Raw genomic sequence first — 23118 nt, forward strand, 5'->3', positions numbered from 1 at the left:
TATGAACTCGCCTGATATTCACGCTGTAAAACAATTCCTGCTGCAATTGCAGGAGACCATCTGCCAGCAGCTCAGCGCCATTGACGGTGCCGCGTTTGAAGAAGAGTGCTGGCAGCGCGAAGGTGGCGGCGGCGGGCGCAGCCGGGTTTTACGCAGCGGGAATATTTTTGAACAGGCGGGCGTTAATTTCTCCCACGTTCATGGCGATGCTATGCCAGCCTCTGCCACCGCGCATCGTCCGGAACTTGCCGGGCGCAGTTTTGAAGCGATGGGTGTCTCTCTGGTGGTGCATCCCCTGAATCCTTACGTGCCAACCAGCCACGCTAACGTGCGTTTTTTCATTGCGGAAAAACCAGGCTGTGAGCCCGTATGGTGGTTTGGCGGCGGCTTTGATTTAACCCCGTTTTACGGTTTTGAAGAAGATGCCATTCACTGGCATAAAACGGCGCGCGAGCTGTGCCAGCCATTTGGTGAGGATGTTTTCCCGCGATATAAAAAATGGTGCGACGACTATTTCTTCATTAAGCACCGCAACGAGCAGCGCGGCATTGGCGGGCTGTTCTTCGACGATCTCAATACGCCTGATTTTGACCACTGCTTTAGCTTTATGCAGGCGGTGGGTAATGGTTATCTGGATGCCTATTTGCCGATTGTCGAACGCCGCAAAGCCTTGCCGTGGGGCGAACGTGAGCGCGATTTCCAGCTTTATCGCCGGGGCCGTTATGTCGAGTTTAATCTGGTGTGGGACCGCGGAACATTGTTTGGCTTGCAGACCGGCGGGCGCACAGAGTCGATTTTAATGTCGATGCCGCCGCTGGTGCGTTGGGAATATAACTATCAGCCAGAAGAAGGCAGCCCGGAGGCTGCCTTGTATCGTGATTTCTTGCCGGTTAAGGATTGGGTTTAGGTCTTAACAGATGACCCCCTCCCAGCCTCCCCCTTGTCAGGTGGAGGAGTTAACGGCTCCCTCCCCTGGCAAGGGGAGGATTGGGGTGGGGTCCGAACCCGGCTCTTGATGGAGAAGGAATAAATCAATTAAAGCGGAACGGTCTGCGCTTCAACAACCGCCAACGCCACCATATTCACAATACGACGAACAGAGGCAATCGGGGTTAACACATGCACCGGTTTCGCCACGCCCATCAATACTGGCCCTACGGTCACGCCCTCTGAACTGGAAACGCGCAGCAGGTTATAGCTGATTCGCGCCGCTTCCACGTTCGGCATGATCAGGATATTGGCCGAGCCTTTCAGCGGGCTATCTGGCATACGCTCATGGCGAATACTCTCCACCAGCGCCGCATCACCGTGCATCTCACCGTCGATCTCCAGATCTGGCGCACGCTCACGAACCATCTCCAGCGTTTTACGCATTTTGCAGGCGGCTTTGGAATCTGAAGAACCGTAGTTGGAGTGCGACAGCAGCGCGACCTTAGGCTCAATACCGAAACGACGCACCGTTTCAGCAGCCAGCAGTGTAATCTCCGTTAACTCTTCAGGCGTTGGATCGTCATTAACGTAAGTATCCGCGATAAAGGTGTTGCCGCTTGGCAGCAACAGCGCATTCATCGCCCCCGCAGCTTTCACGCCTTCGCGATAACCAAACAGTTTTTCCAGTACGCTAAAGTGTTCGTGATACTCACCGATTGTGCCGCAAATCATCGCATCCGCTTCACCACGATGCACCATGATGGCACCGATAACCGTGGTGTTGCTGATAACCGCACGCTGCGCTTGTTCCTGGGTAATGCCGCGACGTTTCATGATGTTGTAGTACTCGTTCCAGTACTCTTTGAAACGTGGGTCGGATTCGTTGTTCACGATTTCAAAATCAACGCCAGCGCGCATTTGCAGACCCAATTTCTTGAGGCGCATTTCGATAACCGCCGGGCGGCCAATAAGAATCGGTTTCGCCAGGCCCAGCGTAATCAGCTCCTGAGTAGCATGCAGCACGCGCGCTTCTTCGCCTTCGGCCAACACAACGCGTTTCGGATCTTTACGCGCCTGAGAGAAAATCGGCTTCATAAACAGGTTTGTTTTGTAGACGAACTCGGTCAGTTTCTCTCGGTAAGCGTCGAAATCCTGTATTGGGCGCGTGGCCACACCGGTATCCATCGCCGCTTTCGCCACCGCAGGGGCAATCTGCACAATCAGGCGCGGGTCGAAAGGTTTAGGAATCAGGTAATCCGGGCCGAACGTCAGCTCTTCTTCACCGTAAGCCGAAGCCACCACGTCGCTTTGCTCGGCGTGCGCCAGCTCTGCAATAGCATGAACCGCAGCCAGTTTCATCTCTTCGTTAATCGCCGTTGCGCCCACATCCAGCGCACCACGGAAAATGAACGGGAAGCACAGCACGTTGTTAACCTGATTTGGGAAGTCAGAGCGACCGGTACAGATAATGGCATCCGGGCGTACTTCTTTTGCCAGCGGTGGCAGAATTTCCGGCTCAGGGTTTGCCAGCGCCAGAATCAGCGGCGAGCGCGCCATTTTCTTCACCATCTCCTGGCTCATCGCTTTCGGGCCAGAACAGCCGAGGAAAATATCCGCCCCTTCAATCACTTCATCAAGTGTGCGCTTGCCGTTGTCGTCCACCGCATAGGCCGCTTTGGTTTCCGCCATGTTCTCTTCGCGACCTTTGTAGATAACGCCTTTTGAGTCGCAAACCACGATGTTGTGTTTCTGAACGCCCAACTGCACCAGCAGGTTCATACAGGCGATGGCAGATGCGCCCGCACCGGACACCACCAGACGCACATCGGAGATATTCTTCTCAACGACGCGCAGGCCGTTAAGCACGGCAGCGGTACAGATAATTGCTGTCCCGTGTTGATCGTCATGGAACACAGGAATATTCATGCGCTCGCGCAGTTTTTTCTCGATGTAGAAACACTCTGGCGCTTTGATATCTTCAAGGTTAATGCCGCCAAACGTTGGCTCAAGGGCAGCAATGACATCAATGAGTTTGTCCGGGTCCATCTCATCAACTTCGATATCGAACACGTCAATACCGGCAAATTTCTTGAACAGAACGCCCTTGCCTTCCATCACTGGCTTGCCCGCCAGCGCACCGATATTACCCAACCCGAGCACGGCGGTGCCGTTAGAAACGACGCCAACCAGGTTGCCGCGTGCGGTGTATTTGTATGCCGCCAGGGGGTCCTTTTCTATCTCAAGACAAGGTGCCGCCACGCCCGGAGAGTATGCCAATGCCAGGTCACGCTGGGTGGCCAGAGGTTTGGTTGGGGAGACCTGAATTTTTCCGGGAATGGGAAATTCGTGAAAATCGAGGGCACTTTGCTTTAGCTGTTCATCCATTTCTTCGTACCTTTTTTTATAACTCTCAAGGGGGCGGTAAGTATCACGCTTGTGCGCGCGATAAACTTTGAACATCGCCATACTATCAGCAACATCTGACAAAAATGTTAGTGAAACCGCATTACTATGTTACCAGGCATTAACAACATTGCTATGCCTATCTGCTATGCTTTTTAGTTATGCCAACGATGAATTTTCGTCGCGAGTGACATGGAACACTCGAGTAACATTATGTTTATAAAGGAAAGAGTCATGAGCCAGTTAGACAGTATTAAGAAGTTCACCACGGTTGTCGCCGACAGCGGTGACATCGAATCTATCCGTCACTACCAGCCCATCGATGCGACCACTAACCCTTCGCTGTTACTTAAAGCGGCCGGTTTAGCGCATTATCAAACGCTTATTGATGATGCTATTGCTTACGGTAAACAGCGTGGGGGCACCAAGGAAGAGCAAGTCGTGCAGGCCTGCGACAAGCTAGCGGTTAATTTCGGCGCGGAAATTCTGAAAAGCATCCCAGGCCGCGTCTCGACAGAAGTGGACGCCCGCCTCTCTTTCGATAAAGAAAAGAGCATTGCAAAAGCCCGCCAGTTGATTGCGCTGTATGAAGAGTTGGGCATTGATAAATCCCGGGTGCTCATCAAACTTGCGTCCACATGGGAAGGTATTCGCGCCGCAGAAGAGCTGCAAAAAGAGGGTATCGACTGCAACCTGACGCTGCTGTTCTCCTTTGCCCAGGCCCGCGCCTGCGCGGAAGCGGGCGTGTTCCTGATTTCACCGTTTGTTGGGCGCATCTACGACTGGTATCAGGCACGCAAACCGATGGACCCGTATGTGGTTGAAGAAGATCCGGGCGTCAAATCGGTGCGCAATATCTATGATTACTTTAAGCAGTATAACTACAGCACCATCGTGATGGGCGCGAGCTTCCGTCGTACCGAGCAGATTCTGGCGCTGGTCGGCTGTGACCGTTTAACCATTGCCCCTAACCTGCTGCAACAGCTTCAGGAAAGCGAAGAGCCGGTCATTCGCAAATTAATCCCAGGCTCACAGGGCTTCCGCCGCCCGGAACCTATTAGTGAAGCTGATTTCCGTTGGGAACATAACCAGGACCCAATGGCCGTAGAAAAACTGGCTGAAGGTATCCGCCTGTTCGCCATTGACCAACGCAAACTGGAAGATTTACTCGCCGCCAAACTTTGAACGACAACTACGGAGTGAAACATGTCATCTCGTAAAGAGCTTGCAAATGCCATTCGTGCCCTAAGTATGGACGCGGTACAAAAAGCGAATTCGGGCCACCCAGGCGCACCAATGGGGATGGCAGATATTGCCGAAGTGTTATGGAATGACTTTATGCACCATAACCCGACGAATCCCACCTGGGCCGATCGGGACCGATTCATCCTCTCTAACGGCCATGCTTCAATGCTGCTGTACAGTTTGCTGCACCTGAGCGGGTATGACTTGCCGATTGAAGAATTAAAAAACTTCCGTCAACTTCACTCCAAAACCCCGGGCCATCCGGAAATTGGTTACACGCCGGGTGTGGAAACCACCACCGGCCCGCTTGGCCAGGGGTTAGCCAACGCAGTGGGTTTAGCCATTGCAGAACGCACATTAGGGGCGCAATTCAACCGCCCTGACCATGAAATTGTCGATCATTTTACCTATGTGTTTATGGGGGATGGCTGCCTGATGGAAGGCATCTCCCATGAAGTTTGCTCGCTGGCGGGAACGTTGGGCCTGGGCAAACTTATCGGCTTCTATGACCACAACGGCATTTCCATTGATGGGGAAACCGACGGCTGGTTTACCGACGACACCGCCAAACGCTTCGAGGCGTATCACTGGCATGTGGTGCATGAAATCGACGGTCACGATCCTGAGGCGGTGAAAAAAGCGATTCAGGAAGCGCAAAGTGTGAAAGATAAACCGTCGCTGATTATCTGCCGCACCATTATTGGTTTTGGCTCGCCTAACAAAGCGGGTAAAGAAGAGGCGCACGGCGCGGCACTCGGTGAGCAGGAAGTGGCGCTCGCCCGCAAGCAACTCGGCTGGAACCATCCGGCATTTGAAATCCCAAAAGAGATTTATCACGCCTGGGACGCTAAACAGAAAGGCGAAAAAGCAGAAGCCGCATGGAATGAAAAATTTGCCGCTTATGCCAAAGCCCATCCTGAATTGAGCGCTGAGTTTAACCGCCGTATGCACGGCGAAATGCCAGAAAGCTGGCAGGAAACCACGCAGCAATACATCGAAAAACTCCAGGCCAATCCAGAAAAAATTGCTACCCGTAAGGCGTCACAAAACGCCTTAAACGCTTACGGCCCGAGCCTTCCCGAATTACTTGGCGGTTCGGCTGACTTAGCGCCAAGCAACCTGACAATCTGGAAAGAGTCCAAATCCATCAAAGAGGACATCGCCGGGAACTACATTCATTACGGCGTGCGTGAATTTGGTATGACGGCTATCGCCAACGGCATTGCGCACCACGGTGGATTTGTTCCTTACACCGCCACCTTCCTGATGTTTGTGGAGTATGCCCGTAACGCGGCGCGTATGGCGGCGTTGATGAAAGCGCGGCAAATCATGGTCTATACCCATGACTCAATCGGGCTTGGCGAAGATGGCCCCACGCACCAGGCAGTCGAGCAGCTTGCCAGCCTGCGTCTGACGCCAAACTTCAGCACCTGGCGTCCGTGCGATCAGGTAGAAGCGGCTGTAGCCTGGAAAGCAGCCATCGAGCGGCACAACGGCCCTACCGCGCTGATTCTTTCGCGCCAGAACCTCGCACAAATGGAACGCACGTCTGAGCAGGTCAAGGCTATCAGCCGAGGCGGTTATATTTTGAAAGACAGCGACGGTACGCCAGACGTGATTCTGATTGCGACCGGTTCGGAGATAGAAATTACCGTGCTGGCGGCGAATAAGCTCAGTGAAGAGGGTCACAAGGTGCGCGTGGTTTCGCTCCCGTCTACGGATATTTTTGATGCGCAAGATGAAGCGTACCGCGAATCCGTTCTACCTTCGGATGTCACCGCGCGGGTGGCGGTAGAGGCAAGTATTGCTGACTACTGGTACAAATACGTGGGGCTGAAAGGGGCGATTGTCGGGATGACGACCTACGGGGAATCAGCTCCCGCCGACAAGCTGTTCCCGTTCTTTGGTTTTACTACGGAGAATGTGGTGGCGAAAGCTAAGAAGGTTTTGGGCGTTTAGTCAGGTTCTGTTTGCCCCGACCCCACCCCAACCCTCCCCTTTCCAGGGGAGGGAGCAGTAAATTCCTCCACCGGGTAAGAGGGAGGGAGCGGTTAGCTCCTCCCCCTGGCAAGGGGGAGGCTGGGTGGGGGTCATTATAAAATCACTTCGTCACCCACAAAGTCGGCCACGACGCACTCCCATTCCACTCATCACACGTCGGCTCTTCGGCATAACGCACCAGACGGAAACGTTGCCCGTCAAAACGCCAGCGCGTCGAAACACCGCAATCGCCAATTCCACGCCCTTTGGCAAGCGTCACAAGCTCTTTATTGGTTTCGTCATAACCGGCATTCATCAGTTCAAGTTCGGTATTCCCACTTCCTGGCGTAAACGGCAGTTTTAAACGGATTTCTCGGGCAGCAAACGGTTTCTGGCGCGACACCACCCAGGCGAGATCGACCACGTTATACGCCCCAGCTTCACACCCCGTCATTAGCAACGCTTTATCGTCACTCAGGGCAAAAACGCGCACTTCACGGCGGGCGGGATCTAAAGAACACTGGCTGTTATTCATGCGCCAGGTGCCGTAATCCATCAGGTCGCTTTGCTCAATTTGCGTCAGGGGCGTGGGGGTTGGGTTGGTTAGCGTGACCTCTTTTAGCGCGGGCGCAGGCGGTACGCTAAGCGGGGGATCGTCCCCTTTTTTGATCCACGCGGTTTCGCTCCCCACACGCTGCTGTTGGCTGTCGATAAACAGGAGTGACGCTTTCAGGCCAGCAAGCGAGATATTTCCCGTCCCGTTTTGCAGCGTGATGGCATCCGCGTTAACGACTTTTTCGAGGAAGCTGTTAATCGCATCAGCATCGCCGGTTTTGAGATGGTGTGCAGTTTCCTGCCATTTGGCGCTCTCCAGCACCAGCGGTTGGCCGTCGACCACCAGGTGCTGAGCAATCGCTGGCGCTTTATTTTCTGCGGCGGTCATATTGCCTAAATCGATTCGCAGCGTCGCATCCGTATGCGCCCCGGCGCTACGAGTAAGCGTCATCACCAGGCCCTGATGCGACCCGGTGTTACGTGCGGTACAAAAATTTTGGTTATTACAGGTGACTTGCCAGTCGGAGAAAGATTTCTGCGCAGGTGCCGCGAAAACGGAGCTCGCTATAAAGAATAAAAAAATAAACAGCGATTTAATCCGGAGACACATTGGCGGCACACATCCTGGAGATGACGAAGATAAAAGACGGTCGAAAAGTGGCGATATCTTCGTCTGGTTGAGGTTTGCGCTCAATCGGATTTATCGGATACCCTTCATACTTCACGCTGTGGCGTTGTTAGCCACAACTTGAAGTATTTTGGGTATAGCAAAATAGAACCAACTGAATCTAAATTCGTTTAATCCATAATCCCGCGTAACTGCAGTTGTTGTAACAGAATGACCGTCTTTCCATCACGAATTTCACCGGACGCAACCATTTCCAGGGCTTGCTTAAAGGGAAGTTCCAGCACATCAATATCTTCATCCTCAATGCCGCCCCCGGCATTTTCGCGGTGCGTATCGTTGTATTCAGCCATGTAGAAATAGATAAGCTCCGTTACACCGCCGGGCGACATATACAGTTCGAATAATTTTTCGACTTCCCCAACCTGATAACCGGTTTCTTCCATGGCCTCTTTACGGGCACACACTTCCGGTTCGTCGGCGTCTAACAAACCCGCGCAGGTTTCAATCAACATGCCATCGGGATTACCGTTAACCCACGTTGCCACACGGAACTGGCGCGTCAGCACTACGGTTTTTTTGTCTCGGTTGTACAGCAGCATCGTTGCGCCATTACCACGGTCATAGACTTCTCGTTTGTGGCGGATAGCTTCGGCTTCGTTACGGTATAGATCGTAGGTGATATTGCGCAGGATGAAGTAATTATCTGAGAGGATTTTATCTTTGATGACTTCGATTTTGATCGACATACCGTCTCCACAAGGCGTTAGGGGAGTCGATAATCATAGGCTGGTAAGCAGTATATCTGCAACGGGGATTATCCTGAATAATTCAAGATGCGGGCGTAGGGTGGATTATTGTTAGCGACATCCACCCTACGCCCGCTGTGTCGGATGTCGCTAACGCTAATCCGACCTACGAAATTAAAAACCGTTCTTAACTTCGCTCATATCTGGCAGCTTATGCGCAATCCCTTTGTGGCAATCCACACAGGTTTGGCCATCTTTCACCGCTTTATCATGCATTTTTGCCGCGACCGTTTTCTGGGCGGTGAAATCCATGTAATCAAAGTTATGACAGTTGCGGCACTCTTGCGAATTGTTGTTTTTCATCCTTCGCCACTCGTTTTGCGCCATCGCCAGGCGATGATCATCAAACTTCTGCGGCGTATCGATTAAGCCAAACGCTTTGGCATACAACTCTTTGCTGGCCTGAATTTTACGTAAGATTTTCGGGCCCCACTCATGCGGAACGTGGCAGTCCGGGCAGGTGGCCCGCACGCCGCTGCGGTTATTGTAATGCACGGTCTGCATATACTCTTCGTAGACGTTAGCGCGCATTTCATGGCAGCCGATACAAAACTCTTCGCGGTTTGTCATCTCCATGCCGGTGTTAAAACCGCCCCAGAAAATAATCCCACCAGCGAAACCAATCAGCAGTAACGTGCCCAGCGCAAGGCGGCTCGGACGACGCCACCACTGCCATATGCGTCGGATGATGCCGGGTTTACGGGTTGATTTATCCATAATGGCCTCTAGTTTCCAAAGCCTTTAGACGGCGTGAAGGTGTTTTCGACAATCGGCGCCGCATCGGTTTGTGGAACGTGGCATTGCAGGCAGAAATAGCGGCGCGGTGCGACGTTAGAAAGCACCTTACCCTCGCTATCCATAAAATGCGTCGGGCTGACGCGTGGCGCGCCTGTCGTGCGGTAATGCTCAACGCCGTGGCATTGCAGGCAACGGTTGGTGTTTTTAGATACCTGGTAGCCGTCCACGCTGTGCGGAATCATTGGCGGCTGGTTGACGTAATTGAGCGCCATACGCCCCTGCTGCTTAGGCATATGTATCGCCCCTTCCGGCGTGCCAGAAACCTCTGGAGACTGGGTCAGATCGACGCCGTTTGCCGCCCACAGTGCGCCACTCACCAGCACAGCAAACGCCGCAACCCATTGAAATAATGTCCTGGTCTTTTTCATGATGTTATCCCCTTACACCTTCGCCAGTTTTACGGCACATTTCTTATAATCCGTCTCTTTAGAAAGCGGATCGGTCGCATCCAGCGTCAGGTTATTCACCAGTTGCGCAGCATCGAAGAACGGCATGTAGACCAGACCCTGCGGCGGCTTGTTGCGGCCACGAGTTTCGACAATCGACATCACCTCTCCGCGACGCGACATCACTTTCACTTTGTCGCCCCGGCGTAGATCGCGTGCTTTAGCATCCAGAGGATGGATGAATAAAACTGCTTCCGGGAAGGCGCGATGCAGCTCCGGGACGCGACGAGTCATACTGCCGGTATGCCAGTGTTCCAGCACACGTCCGGTGGAGAGCCACAGGTCATATTCCTGGTCAGGAGATTCAGCCGCAGGCTCATAGGGGAGCGCGAAAATCACCGCTTTGCCGTCTGGTTTGCCGTAAAACTTGAAGCCCTCACCCGCTTTCACATACGGATCGTGGCCTTCGCTGTAGCGCCAGAGCGTCTCTTTGCCGTCAACCACCGGCCAGCGCAAACCGCGCGCTTTGTGGTAGTCATCGAACGGGGCAAGATCGTGCCCGTGGCCACGCCCGAACGCGGCGTACTCTTCGAACAACCCTTTTTGCAGGTAGAAACCCAGCTCGCGGGATTCGTCATTAAGCTGATCTTCAGCCAGTTCAGTCACAGGGAATTTGCTGACGTTAGCGTTCGCAAACAGCACGTCGAACAGCGTTTTGCCGCGATATCCCGTTTTCTGATCCACTAACTCAGCAGGCCAGACGTCTTCCACTTTGAAGCGTTTGGCAAATTGCACTAACTGCCAGAGATCGGATTTTGCCTCGCCCGGCGCTTTAACTTGCTGACGCCAGAACTGAGTGCGGCGTTCGGCATTGCCGTAAGCCCCCTCTTTTTCCACCCACATCGCCGTCGGAAGGATCAGATCCGCGCTTAATGCGCTGATCGTCGGATAAGGATCGGAGACAATCACGAAGTTGCGCGGATCGCGCCAGCCCGGCATACGCTCTTCGGTAATATTCGGCCCCGCCTGCATGTTGTTGTTACACATCACCCAGTAAACATTGAGCTTGCCATCTTTTAGCGCGCGGTCTTGCGCCACGGCATGCAGGCCCACTTTCGCAGGGATCGTGCCCGAAGGCAGTTGCCACATGTTTTCGGCGATTTGACGGTGTTTCTCGTTGGTCACCACCATGTCTGCGGGCAGGCGATGGGAGAAAGTACCGACTTCACGCGCCGTGCCACAAGCTGATGGCTGGCCGGTCAAAGAGAACGGCCCGCAGCCAGGCTGAGAAATTTTGCCGGTAAGCAAATGGATGTTGTAGACGAGGTTATTCGCCCAGACACCACGGGAATGCTGGTTAAAGCCCATCGTCCAGTAGGAGATCACTTTCTTGCCGGGGTCTGCGTACAACTTCGCCAGCGCTTCAAGTTGGTCTTGTGGCACGCCGCTCATTTGCGCCGTTTTTTCCAGCGTGTACTCCGCCACAAACGCTTTGTAATCTTCAAAGCTCATCGGTTCCGAAGCATCAGACCCTGGGTTTTTGGCGGCCTTTTCCAGCGGATGCGTTGGGCGCAAACCATAGCCGATATCCGTCACGCCTTTACGCAGATTCACATGCTGCTTAAAGAACGACTCGTTGATGGCGTTATTCTGAATAATGTAATTGGCGATGTAGTTAAGAATCGCCAGATCGGTTTGCGGAGTGAACACCATACCGTTATCGGCCAGCTCAAAGCTCCGATGTTGGAAGGTTGAGAGCACCGCGACATTTACGTTTTCATTCGACAGGCGGCGGTTGGTGATGCGCGACCATAAAACCGGGTGCATCTCCGCCATGTTCGAGCCCCAGAGCACGAAGGCGTCGGCCTGCTCGATATCGTCGTAGCAGCCCATCGGTTCATCCATACCGAAGGTGCGCATAAAGCCCACTACGGCAGAGGCCATGCAGTGGCGTGCATTCGGATCGAGGTTGTTGGAGCGGAAGCCCGCTTTAAATAATTTGGACGCGGCGTAACCTTCCCAGACCGTCCATTGGCCGGAGCCAAACATACCGACCGCTTCCGGCCCTTTCTCTTTCAGGCTGATTTTGAATTTCTGTTCCATGATGTCGAAGGCCTGCTCCCAGGTGATGGGAGCGAACTCGCCTTCTTTATCGTACTGGCCGTCTTTCATCCGCAGCAGCGGCTGGGTCAGCCGGTCTTTTCCATACATGATTTTTGGCAGGAAATAGCCTTTGATACAGTTCAGGCCACGGTTAACCGGCGCATCCGGGTCGCCCTGGCTTGCGACAACACGTCCATCCTGAGTGCCGACTAATACGCCACAACCGGTACCACAAAAACGGCACGGGGCTTTATCCCATTTGATGGCATCCTGTTTCCCGACGACCGCACGGGCCACGCTCGGGACGCTAAGACCAGCGGCGGCCGCCGCGGCTGCAATAGCGTTCGCTTTCATAAAGCTACGACGACTGAGTTTCATGGTGTTTCCTCACCTTGCTCATCCTGCTGGTGATAAACCAGCGACACCGCCAGCACACCCGCAATATTGCGTGCCGACTCAATTTGATTCAGCAGCACGTCACTGCGCGCCGCTTCCATTACCACGACCAATTTGCCGTGTTCGGCATCGCTCACGGCCACTTCGCAGCCGGAGAGCGCGTTCAGTGCGTTGCTGATGTCGAGAATATTGTGTGGTTGCGCTTGAACCACCAGGCCACAGACGTGCCAGTTAGCTTGCATTTGCGTGCCTCATGGTGATGGCTGAAACCGGGCAGCCGGCGATACACGCGCCACAGGCGGTGCAATCGGTATGGTTCAAAGAAGGTTGTGCAATACCTGAAATCGAAGGACGAAAGGCAATGGCCTGCGTTTCACAGGTGTCCTGGCAGCTACGGCATTCCACGTTATTTTTTGCCAGGCAGTTATCACCAATGGACAGCGTATGCTCCCAGGGAGAAAGCTCACGCGTTAAAAAGAGTTGTTCCGGGCAGGCTTGCGCGCAGGCGTAGCAAAAAGTGCATTCGCCATGGCTAAAATTGACTTCGGGGTAACCCCCCTGGCCACGTTTTAGGACACGGGTTTCACAGGCGGATAGGCAGACATTGCAGCGGGTGCAATCAAGCAGAAAATGGTGTTCGTCTCCGCTCCAGGGCGGGCGGAACACCGTCGCGGAGCGTTGAAAGCTCCCGGTTAATAATCCACGTCGGGAAAAATCAGCCATAAGGCACATCCTTGCATCACAAATGCCAGATTTCGCAGCGCTGAAACTGGCAAACACATCTGTGTTATTTCCGTAGTTTTTACGGGTCTTTTTATTGAGTGTTACGGTATGTGACAAAGAGGAGTAGAGGCATCACCCTTTAGGGGTAAATGCAGGGGTAAGATCAAAAAGGAATTCGGTTTGTAAAACAAACACTCACCCCGGCATGGAACCGGGGTGAAATTGTCGATTAATTCACGCGTTGAGGCGCAACGTTCAGATACTCCATAATCCCTGCGGCAGCATGACGGCCTTCGGCCATTGCGGTCACAACCAGGTCGGCACCGCGCACGGCATCACCGCCGGCAAAAATCTTCGGATTACTGGTCTGGTAGCGTAGTTTATCTTCCACGCTTGCAATGATTCGCCCCCAGCTATCAAGCCTCACGTTATGTTCTTCCAGCCACGGCATACCGTGTGGATGGAAGCCAAACGCCATAATCACCGCATCGGCTGGCATGACAAATTCAGAGCCTTCAATCGGTTCCGGACGGCGGCGACCCTGCCCGTCAGGTTCGCCCATTTGAGTGCGCAGCATGCGAATGCCCATCACCTGCCCGCTTTCATCGAGCTCGATATTTAGCGGCTGGACGTTGAATTCAAACATCGCCCCTTCTTCGCGAGCGTTTTTGACCTCTTTTTTAGAGCCGGGCATGTTGGCTTCATCGCGACGGTACGCGCATGTGACCGACCCCGCGCCGTGGCGAATTGAGGTACGCACACAGTCCATCGCCGTATCGCCCCCGCCCAGCACCACCACTTTTTTGCCCGCCATGTTGATATAGGGTTCATCAGCTAATTCCGGCAGCCCCATCACCTGTTTCGTATTGGCGATAAGGAACGGTAGCGCATCGTAAACGCCCGGCGCGTCTTCATTCGGCAGACCCGCTTTCATTGAGCGGTACGTCCCTACACCGACAAATACCGCGTCAAATTCATCAAGAATATTTTGCAGAGAGATATCGCGCCCCACTTCAGTATTGAGCTTAAATTCAATCCCCATGGCACTGAAGATTTCGCGTCGGCGACTTAACAGGGATTTATCCAGTTTGAACGCCGGAATACCAAATGTGAGCAGCCCGCCGATCTCCGGATGGCGGTCAAATACGATGGCCTGAACGCCGTTACGCGCCAGAATATCCGCACAGGCAAGCCCGGCAGGCCCTGCACCAATCACCGCCACGCGGCGTTGAGTGGGTTTGACATAAGAGAGATCGGGAGTCCAGCCGCTGGCAAACGCATTATCGGAAATATAGCGTTCAATGTTGCCGATAGTGACAGCGCCATATTCGTCTTTCAGGGTGCAGGCGCTTTCGCATAAACGGTCCTGAGGGCAGACGCGGCCCGTCACTTCCGGCAGGCAGTTCGTGCGGTGCGAAAGTTCTACAGCCTCCAGAATACGCCCCGCTTTAACCAGCTCAATCCACTGTGGAATATGGTTGTGCAGCGGGCAAGTCCATTCACAAATGCTGTTATTGCCACATTTCAGGCAGCGGTCGGCCTGGTTTTCCGCCTGAGATTTATCAAAGGTGCAATAAATTTCTGCAAAGCCTGATTTACGTAATGCCAGGTCAATTTTGTTCGGGTCCTGACGCGCAGGCGTTGCGCGCATTTTATTCACTTTACTTAAATCCGCACCCGGTGACGGCTGGTGTGTCGCTTGTTGTGCAGTGCAGTGCCACGGCTGAGATTCCTGCATCGCCGCACGTAAACGCCGGTTTTTAGCAAGAGTGGCCAGTGTTTCACTACTAATAAGTTTCAGGGCTTTGCCCGGGCAATTTTCTACACAGGCCGGGCCATTTTCACGTGTAAGGCATAAATCGCATTTATGGGCATTCGCCTTCACGGATCGCCCATCATTCATCGGCGTGGTGACGATTTGCATCGCCCCAAAAGGACACGCCACAACGCAGGATTTACAGCCGATACATTTCTGCTGATTCACTTGTACGCTGTCGTTTAAGCGCGAGATCGCATCATTTGGGCAACTGCTGGCACACGGGGCATCTTCGCAATGGCGGCAGGTCACCGCATTACGCCGCCCATCGTGCTTAATCACCGTAATTCGTGGCTGAAATTTTTCTGGTGTGAGGACATGCTGCTCACCGTTGTGAGCCATAACGCAGGCGACTTCACAGGCATGGCATCCGATACAGAGCTGAGCATTGGCAAGAACAAAACGATTCATCATTACCCTTTACCCGTTTTCACAAACAGGAGGCTTATTTTTTATGGGGTGATGTTATTACCCGGCGAGGGTTTTGCTGGCAATGGTCATTTGCCCAGTTTATGGCGAAATCTGCTAATAACCTGGTACGGATCAATTTTTTTTCGTGTCTAATGAAACATCGTTTTGCGGCATGAATTTTTAGAGGTAGTTCCAAAGTGGTAGTAAAACGTTCGGTGTCCACAAGCCTTGCTCGCGCATTTTTTTACATCGTTCTACTGTCGCTGCTTTCCACTGGCATTGCGATGCTCACACTCGCCAGTAGTTTACGTGATGCCGAAGCGGTCAACGTTGCCGGTTCATTGCGTATGCAGAGTTATCGCCTGGGCTACGATTTGCAGGGCGACGGTGCGCACATAGATAAATATCTTGAACAATACAACCAATCGCTGCGCTCGCCTGCGCTGCTTAAAATCGAGAAATTCTGGGTTCCAGCCGAAGTCCGGAACCGTTTTGCGGCAATAAATCATGCCTGGGCGGAGATGGAAAATCATGTTCGCAAAGGCGATTTATCATGGTATCAGGCCAATATCACCGGCTATGTCGCCCAAATAGACTTGTTTGTGTTGGCTCTTCAGCATTACGCCGAACGCAAAATGATGCAGGTCGTTCTCGCGTCGGTCGTCGGGTTTATTGCCATTTTCACGCTGGTCTTTTTCACGTTACGCCGCTTTCGCCATCAGGTGGTCGCCCCGCTAAATAAGCTGATGGAAGCCAGCGCATCCATTCAGCGTGGCGAGTTTGAATACCCGCCATTAAATACCCAGTTACCAAATGAACTGGGTTTGCTGGCGCAGACTTTTACGCGCATGTCGGGTGAATTGCATAAGCTCTATCGCTCACTTGAAGAGAGCGTGCAGGAAAAAACCCTGAATTTGCAGGAGGCGAACCGCACGCTGGAGGTGCTTTATGCCTGCTCGCAAGCGCTGACGGTCAGCACTATCGATCAGCACTGTTTTACCCGCGTTTTGCAGCAGGTGCGCCATAAAACACCGGTCAATTATCTTGAAATGAAAACCAGTGATAACTGGAAAGTTCAGGATGGTATTCAACGCGAGAATGTCGAATGGCAAACATTGCCGATTGTTCTTGAGGATAAAGCGTTAGGTTTACTCCGCTGGCAGGCGCCCGCTGGCGTTCCACCGCTCCCACTGATGCAAAGCCTGGCGAATATGCTGGGTCGTGGCCTGTATTTCAACCAGGCACAAAAACATTATCAGCAGTTATTGTTGATGGAAGAGCGAGCGACTATCGCCCGCGAATTACACGATTCTCTGGCGCAGGTGCTCTCTTATTTACGTATTCAACTGGCACTATTAAAACGTGCTGTCCCGGCAGAAAATCAGCCCGCGCAGCGCATTATCGATGATTTTTCCCAGGCGCTGAATGATGCTTATCGCCAGTTACGGGAGCTATTAACGACCTTCCGCCTGACGCTTCAGCAGGCCGACTTACCGTCGGCGTTGCAGGAGATGATCGCTCCGCTGCGTAATCAGACTGATGCCACCATTTCCCTTGATTGCCATATCCCGACTCAGGCGCTGGATGCCTCGCAGCAGGTGCATTTATTGCAAATTATCCGCGAAGGCGTGTTGAATGCGATAAAACATGCCCAAGCACGTACAATATCGGTAAATTGTCTGACATCACCTTCCGGTATTCACACGGTGAATATTCTTGATGACGGCAACGGAATTGCAAGCCTGACCGAACCGGAAGGCCATTACGGACTTAATATTATGCATGAACGCGCTGCCCGCTTAGGTGGCGAGTTGACTATTTCTCGGCCTTCGCAGGGCGGGACGTTGATTACGATGAATTTTCGTTCGCCGCCGTCAGAACCGGCGACGCATGAAACACCCGTCAATCTATAACGATAATAAGCTGAAAAAGGGGGCCTTATGAGTGAGAAAACTGTCTGCCAAGTGTTGATTGTTGATGATCATCCGTTGATGCGTCGCGGCATTCGCCAGTTGCTGGAAATAGATGACACCTTTTGTGTCGTTGGGGAAGCGAGCAGCGGGACCGAAGCCATCAGCCTGGCAAATCGCCTTGCGCCCGACCTCATTTTGCTTGATTTGAATATGAAAGGGCTGAGCGGGTTGGATACCCTGAACGCGTTGCGCCGTGACGGAGTGAATGCGCGTATTGTGGTGCTAACCGTTTCAGATTCACGCAGCGATGTTTTCACGCTGATTGACGCCGGGGCCGATGGCTATTTGCTCAAAGACAGCGACCCGGATGTGCTGCTCGAAGATATTCGCCGTGGCGCGAGCGAAGGTGAAGCGTACAGCGAACAAGTTGCAGAGTATCTGCGCACGCGCAGCACTGACAAACGCAGTGACGACCCTTTCGCCGTGTTGACCGAGCGTGAGCTGGATGTTTTACAGGAAGTGGCGCGGGGTTTATCCAATAAACAAATTGCCTCTGGTTTGCACATTTCGGAAGAGACAGTGAAGGTCCATATTCGTAATTTATTACGCAAACTCCAGGTACGCTCGCGGGTCGCGGCAACGGTGCTATTCCTTGAAAGCCGTGGGTTTTAACAGCGTTTGAGATTGCGCCCGCGCCGCTACAGAGCGCTAAAATAATTTACATTATCTCCTCATTTTCTCCACGTTTGGACTTGCGGTTAAGGCTACAGTGACGACTGATACTTATAATCACAATCTGAAGTACTAACGAGGTCCTGACTGAATGGCGAATTTCTTTATTAATCGCCCCATTTTTGCCTGGGTGTTGGCCATTATTTTGTGCCTGACCGGGTTACTTGCGATTTTCTCGCTCCCTATTGAGCAATATCCTGACCTCGCACCGCCCAACGTGCGTATCACCGCCAACTATCCTGGCGCATCGGCACAGACGCTGGAAAACACCGTTACGCAGGTTATCGAGCAGAATATGACCGGGCTGGACAACATGATGTACATGTCCTCCCAAAGTAGCAGCACCGGCCAGGCGAGTATTACGCTGAGTTTTAAAGCCGGAACCGATCCAGATGAAGCGGTGCAACAGGTGCAAAACCAGTTGCAGTCAGCGATGCGTAAATTACCGCAGGCGGTGCAAACGCAGGGCGTAACGGTCAGGAAAACGGGCGATACCAACATCCTGATGATTGCCTTCGTTTCGACCGACGGCAGTATGGATAAGCAAGATATTGCCGACTACGTTGCCAGTAATATTCAGGACCCCATCAGCCGTATTAACGGCGTGGGCGACGTTGATGCCTACGGTTCGCAATATTCGATGCGTATCTGGCTCGACCCGACCAAACTCACCAGTTTCCAGATGACGACGCAAGATGTGGTTGATGCGATTGAATCGCAGAATGCGCAAATCGCCGTCGGCCAGTTAGGGGGCACACCTTCCGTCGACAGGCAAGCGCTCAATGCCACGATTAACTCTCAATCATTGCTGCAAACGCCGCAGCAATTTAAAGATATTACGCTGCGCGTAAATCAGGACGGTTCAGTCGTCACGCTCGGTGATGTGGCAGAGGTCGAACTGGGGGCAGAAAAGTATGATTTCCTGAGTCGTTATAACGGGCAGCCTGCGTCCGGCCTGGGAATTAAACTCGCGTCCGGCGCGAATGAAATGGAGACCGATAAACTCGCCCGCGCCAAAATTGAAGAACTGTCACAATATTTTCCTCACGGCCTGGAAGCGAAAATTGCCTACGAAACCACGCCGTTTGTTAAAGCTTCGATTATTGATGTAGTAAAAACCCTGCTGGAAGCTATCGCGCTGGTTTTCCTCGTCATGTATCTGTTTTTACAAAACTTCCGTGCAACGCTGATTCCCACTATCGCGGTACCGGTGGTGCTTCTGGGAACCTTCTCAGTGCTTTACGCCTTCGGCTACAGCATTAATACCCTGACGATGTTTGCTATGGTGCTGGCCATCGGTTTGCTGGTGGACGATGCCATTGTGGTGGTGGAAAACGTCGAGCGCATCATGAGCGAGGAAGGATTATCGCCCAAAGAAGCCACGCGTAAATCAATGGGCCAGATTCAAGGCGCGCTGGTCGGCATCGCGATGGTGTTGTCAGCGGTATTCGTTCCGATGGCCTTTTTCGGCGGCACGACAGGGGCGATTTATCGCCAGTTTTCGATAACTATCGTTTCCGCGATGGTGCTGTCGGTGCTGGTGGCGATGATCCTCACACCTGCTTTGTGCGCCACGATTCTCAAACCGCTGCATAAAGGGGAACATCACGGTCAGAAAGGCTTCTTCGGCTGGTTCAACCGCATGTTTAACCGCAATGCGAACCGCTATGAAACGCGCGTGGGAAAAATACTGACCCACAGTCTACGTTGGATGCTTATTTACGTGCTGCTGATTGGCGGCATGGTGTTCCTGTTCCTGCGGCTACCGACCTCTTTCCTGCCGCTTGAAGATCAGGGCGTATTTACCACATCCATTCAGCTCCCGAGCGGTGCAACGCAGCAGCAAACCACCAAAGTGGTTGAGAAGCTCGAGCAATATTATCTGACCAAAGAGAAAGATAACGTGCTGTCGGTATTCTCCACTATCGGCTCCGGACCTGGCGGAAACGGGCAAAACGTGGCGCGTATGTTTGTTCGCTTAAAAGATTGGGACGTGCGCGATCCCGACACCGCCAGTTCGTTCGCCATTATCGAACGAGCGACCAAAGCCTTCCGCGGCATCAAAGAAGCCCGCGTTATTGCCAGCAGCCCACCCGCGATTAGCGGCTTAGGGAACGCAGCCGGTTTCGATATGGAATTGCAGGACCACGCCGGGGCTGGGCACGATGCGCTGATGCAGGCGCGTGACCAACTCCTGGAAATGGCAGGCAATGAAACGTTACTCACCCGCGTTCGCCATAACGGCCTGGACGACAGCCCGCAAATGCAGATTGATATCGATCAGCGTAAAGCGCAGGCGCTGGGGGTTTCCATTGATGACATTAATAACACCCTGCAAACCGCATGGGGCTCCAGCTACGTGAATGATTTTATGGACAGAGGGCGTGTAAAAAAGGTGTACGTGCAGGCCGCCGCTAAGTACCGCATGCTTCCGGAAGATATTAACCAGTGGTATGTGCGCAACAAAGACGGTGGAATGGTGCCCTTCTCCGCGTTTGCCAGCTCACACTGGGAAACCGGCTCCCCTCGCCTTGAACGGTATAATGGTTATTCCTCGCTGGAAATCGTCGGTGAAGCCGCTCCCGGCGTGAGTACCGGGACGGCCATGGAGATTATGGAAAATCTGGTACAAAAATTACCGAGCGGTTTTGGTCTGGAATGGACGGGCATGTCTTACCAGGAACGACTTTCTGGCGCCCAGGCCCCGGCGCTGTACGCCATTTCACTACTCGTCGTGTTCCTGTGCCTTGCCGCCCTTTATGAAAGCTGGTCGGTGCCCTTCTCGGTAATGCTGGTGGTGCCACTCGGCGTGATTGGTGCGCTGCTTGCCACCTGGATGCGCGGCCTTGAAAATGATGTTTATTTCCAGGTGGGGCTGCTCACCGTTATTGGGCTATCGGCTAAAAATGCCATTCTTATCGTCGAATTTGCCAACGATATGAATGCCCAAGGCCGTGAACTGGTCGCCGCAACGCTTGATGCCTGCCGCCAGCGCTTACGCCCGATATTAATGACGTCTCTGGCGTTTATCTTCGGCGTGCTGCCGATGGCCACCAGCAGCGGTGCAGGTTCTGGCAGCCAGCACGCGGTAGGTACTGGCGTGATGGGCGGGATGATTTCAGCCACGGTACTGGCGATATTCTTCGTGCCACTCTTCTTTGTGCTGGTCCGCAGGCGATTCCCGCTCAAGGAACATTCAGAAAACTGAGTATTCTGAAAAGCAGGCAACAAAAAAGCGACCTGACCGGGTCGCTTTTTTTATGGCTCAAAGGATATTGAGAATAAGAACATCATGTTCTTGCTGTTTGTTTCATTTACGAAGCATATCTTCGATGAAATCTTTCCAGTTCCCTACTTCGTGTTCGATCATAACCGCCTCTCTTATAATTGCTCTAATTATACGTAATCCCTTCCCTGGAGTGAAGTGACGTTACTTTGCCCTTTCACTGGCTATCAACAAATATTGAGAGTCGACTGCGTATTGCGTTAATTATCAGCTCAGCAGGTAATTTAAAATGTGACGATGCACCAGAAATAAAATGAATCGCTCACTTTCGGATTTTAGCCTACAAGCCACGTAAAATCTGACTTGTCGCCACTATCCGCAGATCGGTAATATTTTTTATTGCGGTGAAAAATCAATCAACCCTGGAAAAGAAATGCTATTACCTAACTTTTAGATTAGCAATTGAGATATATTCTTCCTTGCGACTTTTTTATCATTTTAATTATTCTCATTACCTGCATAAATAATCATTGCCAAAAATAAGGAATTGCCCGTGATAATTCTCTACGGTATTAAAAACTGCGACACAATCAAGAAAGCACGCCGTTGGCTGGAGACTCAGGGCGTGGAATACAAGTTTCATGACTATCGCGTCGACGGTTTAAATGCTGAACTATTGAATAGTTTCATCACGGAACTAGGTTGGGAGGCGCTGCTTAATACTCGCGGAACCACCTGGCGCAAACTCGATGAAGCACACCGAGCCAGCATTATTGACGCCCGCACGGCGGCAGAGCTGATGCTTTCCATGCCAGCAATCATCAAACGCCCATTGCTCTACGCGCCAGGGCAGCCTATGCTGCTGGGTTTCAATGAATCGAACTATCAGCAGTTTATCAACGAGGTATAGTCCTATGTCTTGCCCAGTTATTGAGCTGACGCAACAGCTTATTCGCCGCCCTTCCCTGAGCCCTGATGACGCTGGCTGCCAGGCGCTGATGATTGAGCGGCTGCGAGCCATCGGTTTTACCATTGAACATATGGATTTTGGCGACACCCAAAACTTCTGGGCATGGCGTGGGAAAGGTGAAACGTTAGCGTTTGCCGGGCATACCGACGTCGTGCCTTCTGGCGATGCCGATCGCTGGATTAATCCACCCTTTGAGCCAACCATCCGCGATGGCATGCTGTTTGGCCGCGGTGCCGCAGACATGAAAGGCTCCCTGGCAGCGATGGTAGTTGCCGCCGAACGTTTTGTCGCGCAGAACCCAAATCATAAAGGCCGCCTGGCGTTTCTTATTACGTCTGACGAAGAAGCCAGTGCTAAAAATGGCACGGTGAAAGTGGTAGAAGCACTAATGGCACGTCGTGAAAGACTCGACTACTGCCTGGTCGGCGAACCTTCAAGCACCGAAGTCGTGGGCGACGTTGTGAAAAATGGCCGTCGTGGTTCACTGACCTGTAATCTCACGGTGCATGGCGTGCAGGGTCACGTTGCTTATCCGCATCTGGCTGATAATCCGGTTCATCGCGCAGCGCCTATGCTGAATGAGCTGGTCACTATTGAGTGGGATAAGGGCAATGAATTTTTCCCGGCGACCAGCATGCAAATTGCCAACGTTCAGGCTGGCACCGGCAGCAACAACGTCATTCCAGGCGATCTGTTTGTGCAGTTCAACTTCCGCTTTAGCACCGAAGTGACTGACGAAGACATCAAACAGCGCGTGATTGCCCTGCTCGATAAATACCAATTGCGTTATACCCTCGACTGGTGGCTTTCAGGCCAACCGTTCCTGACATCACGCGGGAAACTGGTTGATGCGGTGGTAAATGCCGTTGAGCACTATAATGAAATTAGACCGCAGCTGTTAACCACCGGCGGCACATCCGACGGGCGTTTTATTGCCCGCATGGGTGCTCAAGTGGTGGAACTGGGGCCGGTGAACGCAACCATTCACAAAATAAATGAATGTGTTAATGCCGCTGACCTGCAACTTCTTGCCCGGATGTATCAACGTATTATGGAACAGCTCGTCGCTTGATGGGCTTCATTCAATCATCGCCAGG

General features: G+C 52.7%; 18 protein-coding genes. 8 read left to right on the forward strand and 10 right to left on the reverse strand.

Translation table 11 applies throughout. From position 1 onward, the window contains the following. Position 1: 1 nt before the first annotated feature. Positions 2-907, forward strand: coding sequence for an oxygen-dependent coproporphyrinogen oxidase (gene hemF, locus AB1E22_RS03800; RefSeq protein ID WP_367597319.1), 906 nt, complete (start codon positions 2-4; stop codon positions 905-907). A 128-nt stretch (positions 908-1035) separates the two neighbouring features. Here hemF and maeB read toward each other — a convergent pair whose 3' ends face one another. Further along, positions 1036-3315, reverse strand: a complete 2280-nt coding sequence (maeB, locus tag AB1E22_RS03805) for an NADP-dependent oxaloacetate-decarboxylating malate dehydrogenase (RefSeq protein ID WP_367594156.1) — start codon at positions 3313-3315, stop codon at positions 1036-1038. Positions 3316-3567: 252 nt separating this feature from the next. Between maeB and tal the strand changes: the two genes are divergently transcribed. Both tal and tkt read left to right on the forward strand, forming a co-directional pair. Next, positions 3568-4518 (forward strand): transaldolase, encoded by a 951-nt coding sequence (gene tal / locus AB1E22_RS03810; RefSeq protein ID WP_367594157.1) that lies wholly within the window; start codon positions 3568-3570, stop codon positions 4516-4518. A 21-nt stretch (positions 4519-4539) separates the two neighbouring features. Beyond that, positions 4540-6537 (forward strand): transketolase, encoded by a 1998-nt coding sequence (gene tkt / locus AB1E22_RS03815; protein WP_367594158.1) that lies wholly within the window; start codon positions 4540-4542, stop codon positions 6535-6537. Positions 6538-6679: 142 nt separating this feature from the next. Here tkt and AB1E22_RS03820 read toward each other — a convergent pair whose 3' ends face one another. The 8 genes from AB1E22_RS03820 to aegA all read right to left on the reverse strand — a co-directional run bounded on the left by AB1E22_RS03820 (position 6680) and on the right by aegA (position 15180). Further along, a complete protein-coding gene (locus AB1E22_RS03820) occupies positions 6680-7723 on the reverse strand; it encodes a DUF1176 domain-containing protein (RefSeq protein WP_367594159.1) in 1044 nt (347 codons plus the stop codon). A gap of 188 nt (positions 7724-7911) precedes the next feature. Continuing rightward, positions 7912-8487, reverse strand: coding sequence for a GDP-mannose pyrophosphatase NudK (gene nudK / locus AB1E22_RS03825; RefSeq protein ID WP_367594160.1), 576 nt, complete (start codon positions 8485-8487; stop codon positions 7912-7914). A gap of 174 nt (positions 8488-8661) precedes the next feature. Continuing rightward, positions 8662-9264, reverse strand: coding sequence for a cytochrome c-type protein NapC (napC, locus tag AB1E22_RS03830; RefSeq protein ID WP_124025555.1), 603 nt, complete (start codon positions 9262-9264; stop codon positions 8662-8664). Between the two features lie 8 nt (positions 9265-9272). Next, a complete protein-coding gene (gene napB / locus AB1E22_RS03835; RefSeq protein WP_367594161.1) occupies positions 9273-9713 on the reverse strand; it encodes a nitrate reductase cytochrome c-type subunit in 441 nt (146 codons plus the stop codon). A 12-nt stretch (positions 9714-9725) separates the two neighbouring features. Then, entirely contained in the window at positions 9726-12212 is a 2487-nt protein-coding gene (gene napA, locus AB1E22_RS03840) for a nitrate reductase catalytic subunit NapA (protein ID WP_367594162.1), read from the reverse strand. Further along, positions 12209-12472, reverse strand: coding sequence for a chaperone NapD (gene napD / locus AB1E22_RS03845; RefSeq protein WP_367594163.1), 264 nt, complete (start codon positions 12470-12472; stop codon positions 12209-12211). Before napD ends, napA begins: the two co-directional genes overlap by 4 nt. Further along, entirely contained in the window at positions 12462-12953 is a 492-nt protein-coding gene (napF, locus tag AB1E22_RS03850; protein ID WP_367594164.1) for a ferredoxin-type protein NapF, read from the reverse strand. The genes napD and napF overlap by 11 nt, the downstream gene beginning before the upstream one ends. Positions 12954-13182: 229 nt before the next feature. Continuing rightward, positions 13183-15180 (reverse strand): formate-dependent uric acid utilization protein AegA, encoded by a 1998-nt coding sequence (aegA, locus tag AB1E22_RS03855; protein WP_367597320.1) that lies wholly within the window; start codon positions 15178-15180, stop codon positions 13183-13185. A 197-nt stretch (positions 15181-15377) separates the two neighbouring features. On the opposite strand from aegA, the gene narQ reads away from it, so the two are divergent. The 3 genes from narQ (at position 15378) to acrD (ending at position 21033) form a co-directional block, all read left to right on the forward strand. Further along, positions 15378-17093 carry a nitrate/nitrite two-component system sensor histidine kinase NarQ gene (gene narQ, locus AB1E22_RS03860; protein ID WP_367594165.1) on the forward strand — a complete coding sequence of 572 codons (1716 nt, stop codon included), beginning with the start codon at positions 15378-15380 and terminating at the stop codon, positions 17091-17093. A gap of 27 nt (positions 17094-17120) precedes the next feature. Then, on the forward strand, positions 17121-17765 hold the full coding sequence (narP, locus tag AB1E22_RS03865; protein ID WP_367594166.1) for a nitrate/nitrite response regulator protein NarP: 645 nt from the start codon (positions 17121-17123) through the stop codon (positions 17763-17765). 151 nt (positions 17766-17916) lie between these two features. Further along, positions 17917-21033 (forward strand): multidrug efflux RND transporter permease AcrD, encoded by a 3117-nt coding sequence (gene acrD / locus AB1E22_RS03870; RefSeq protein WP_367594167.1) that lies wholly within the window; start codon positions 17917-17919, stop codon positions 21031-21033. A 102-nt stretch (positions 21034-21135) separates the two neighbouring features. On the opposite strand, the gene ypfM is transcribed toward acrD, so the two are convergent. Further along, on the reverse strand, positions 21136-21195 hold the full coding sequence (gene ypfM / locus AB1E22_RS03875) for a protein YpfM (RefSeq protein WP_154159664.1): 60 nt from the start codon (positions 21193-21195) through the stop codon (positions 21136-21138). Between the two features lie 409 nt (positions 21196-21604). Here ypfM and AB1E22_RS03880 point away from each other — a divergent pair, with 409 nt between their 5' ends. Both AB1E22_RS03880 and dapE read left to right on the forward strand, forming a co-directional pair. Beyond that, positions 21605-21961 carry an ArsC family reductase gene (locus AB1E22_RS03880; protein WP_367594168.1) on the forward strand — a complete coding sequence of 119 codons (357 nt, stop codon included), beginning with the start codon at positions 21605-21607 and terminating at the stop codon, positions 21959-21961. A gap of 4 nt (positions 21962-21965) precedes the next feature. Further along, positions 21966-23093 carry a succinyl-diaminopimelate desuccinylase gene (dapE, locus tag AB1E22_RS03885; RefSeq protein WP_367594169.1) on the forward strand — a complete coding sequence of 376 codons (1128 nt, stop codon included), beginning with the start codon at positions 21966-21968 and terminating at the stop codon, positions 23091-23093. Positions 23094-23118: the final 25 nt, after the last annotated feature.

Source organism: Buttiauxella gaviniae (assembly GCF_040786275.1).
In the GTDB taxonomy this organism is placed as follows: Bacteria; Pseudomonadota; Gammaproteobacteria; order Enterobacterales; family Enterobacteriaceae; genus Buttiauxella; species Buttiauxella gaviniae_A.

What these genes read in the sequence shown, in the direction of transcription:
- hemF (WP_367597319.1), top strand. Translation starts at nt 2, where the DNA reads ATGAACTCGCCTGATATTCACGCTGTAAAACAATTCCTGCTGCAATTG.
- maeB (WP_367594156.1), bottom strand. Translation starts at nt 3,315, where the DNA reads ATGGATGAACAGCTAAAGCAAAGTGCCCTCGATTTTCACGAATTTCCC.
- tal (WP_367594157.1), top strand. Translation starts at nt 3,568, where the DNA reads ATGAGCCAGTTAGACAGTATTAAGAAGTTCACCACGGTTGTCGCCGAC.
- tkt (WP_367594158.1), top strand. Translation starts at nt 4,540, where the DNA reads ATGTCATCTCGTAAAGAGCTTGCAAATGCCATTCGTGCCCTAAGTATG.
- AB1E22_RS03820 (WP_367594159.1), bottom strand. Translation starts at nt 7,723, where the DNA reads ATGTGTCTCCGGATTAAATCGCTGTTTATTTTTTTATTCTTTATAGCG.
- nudK (WP_367594160.1), bottom strand. Translation starts at nt 8,487, where the DNA reads ATGTCGATCAAAATCGAAGTCATCAAAGATAAAATCCTCTCAGATAAT.
- napC (WP_124025555.1), bottom strand. Translation starts at nt 9,264, where the DNA reads ATGGATAAATCAACCCGTAAACCCGGCATCATCCGACGCATATGGCAG.
- napB (WP_367594161.1), bottom strand. Translation starts at nt 9,713, where the DNA reads ATGAAAAAGACCAGGACATTATTTCAATGGGTTGCGGCGTTTGCTGTG.
- napA (WP_367594162.1), bottom strand. Translation starts at nt 12,212, where the DNA reads ATGAAACTCAGTCGTCGTAGCTTTATGAAAGCGAACGCTATTGCAGCC.
- napD (WP_367594163.1), bottom strand. Translation starts at nt 12,472, where the DNA reads ATGCAAGCTAACTGGCACGTCTGTGGCCTGGTGGTTCAAGCGCAACCA.
- napF (WP_367594164.1), bottom strand. Translation starts at nt 12,953, where the DNA reads ATGGCTGATTTTTCCCGACGTGGATTATTAACCGGGAGCTTTCAACGC.
- aegA (WP_367597320.1), bottom strand. Translation starts at nt 15,180, where the DNA reads ATGAATCGTTTTGTTCTTGCCAATGCTCAGCTCTGTATCGGATGCCAT.
- narP (WP_367594166.1), top strand. Translation starts at nt 17,121, where the DNA reads ATGAGTGAGAAAACTGTCTGCCAAGTGTTGATTGTTGATGATCATCCG.
- acrD (WP_367594167.1), top strand. Translation starts at nt 17,917, where the DNA reads ATGGCGAATTTCTTTATTAATCGCCCCATTTTTGCCTGGGTGTTGGCC.
- dapE (WP_367594169.1), top strand. Translation starts at nt 21,966, where the DNA reads ATGTCTTGCCCAGTTATTGAGCTGACGCAACAGCTTATTCGCCGCCCT.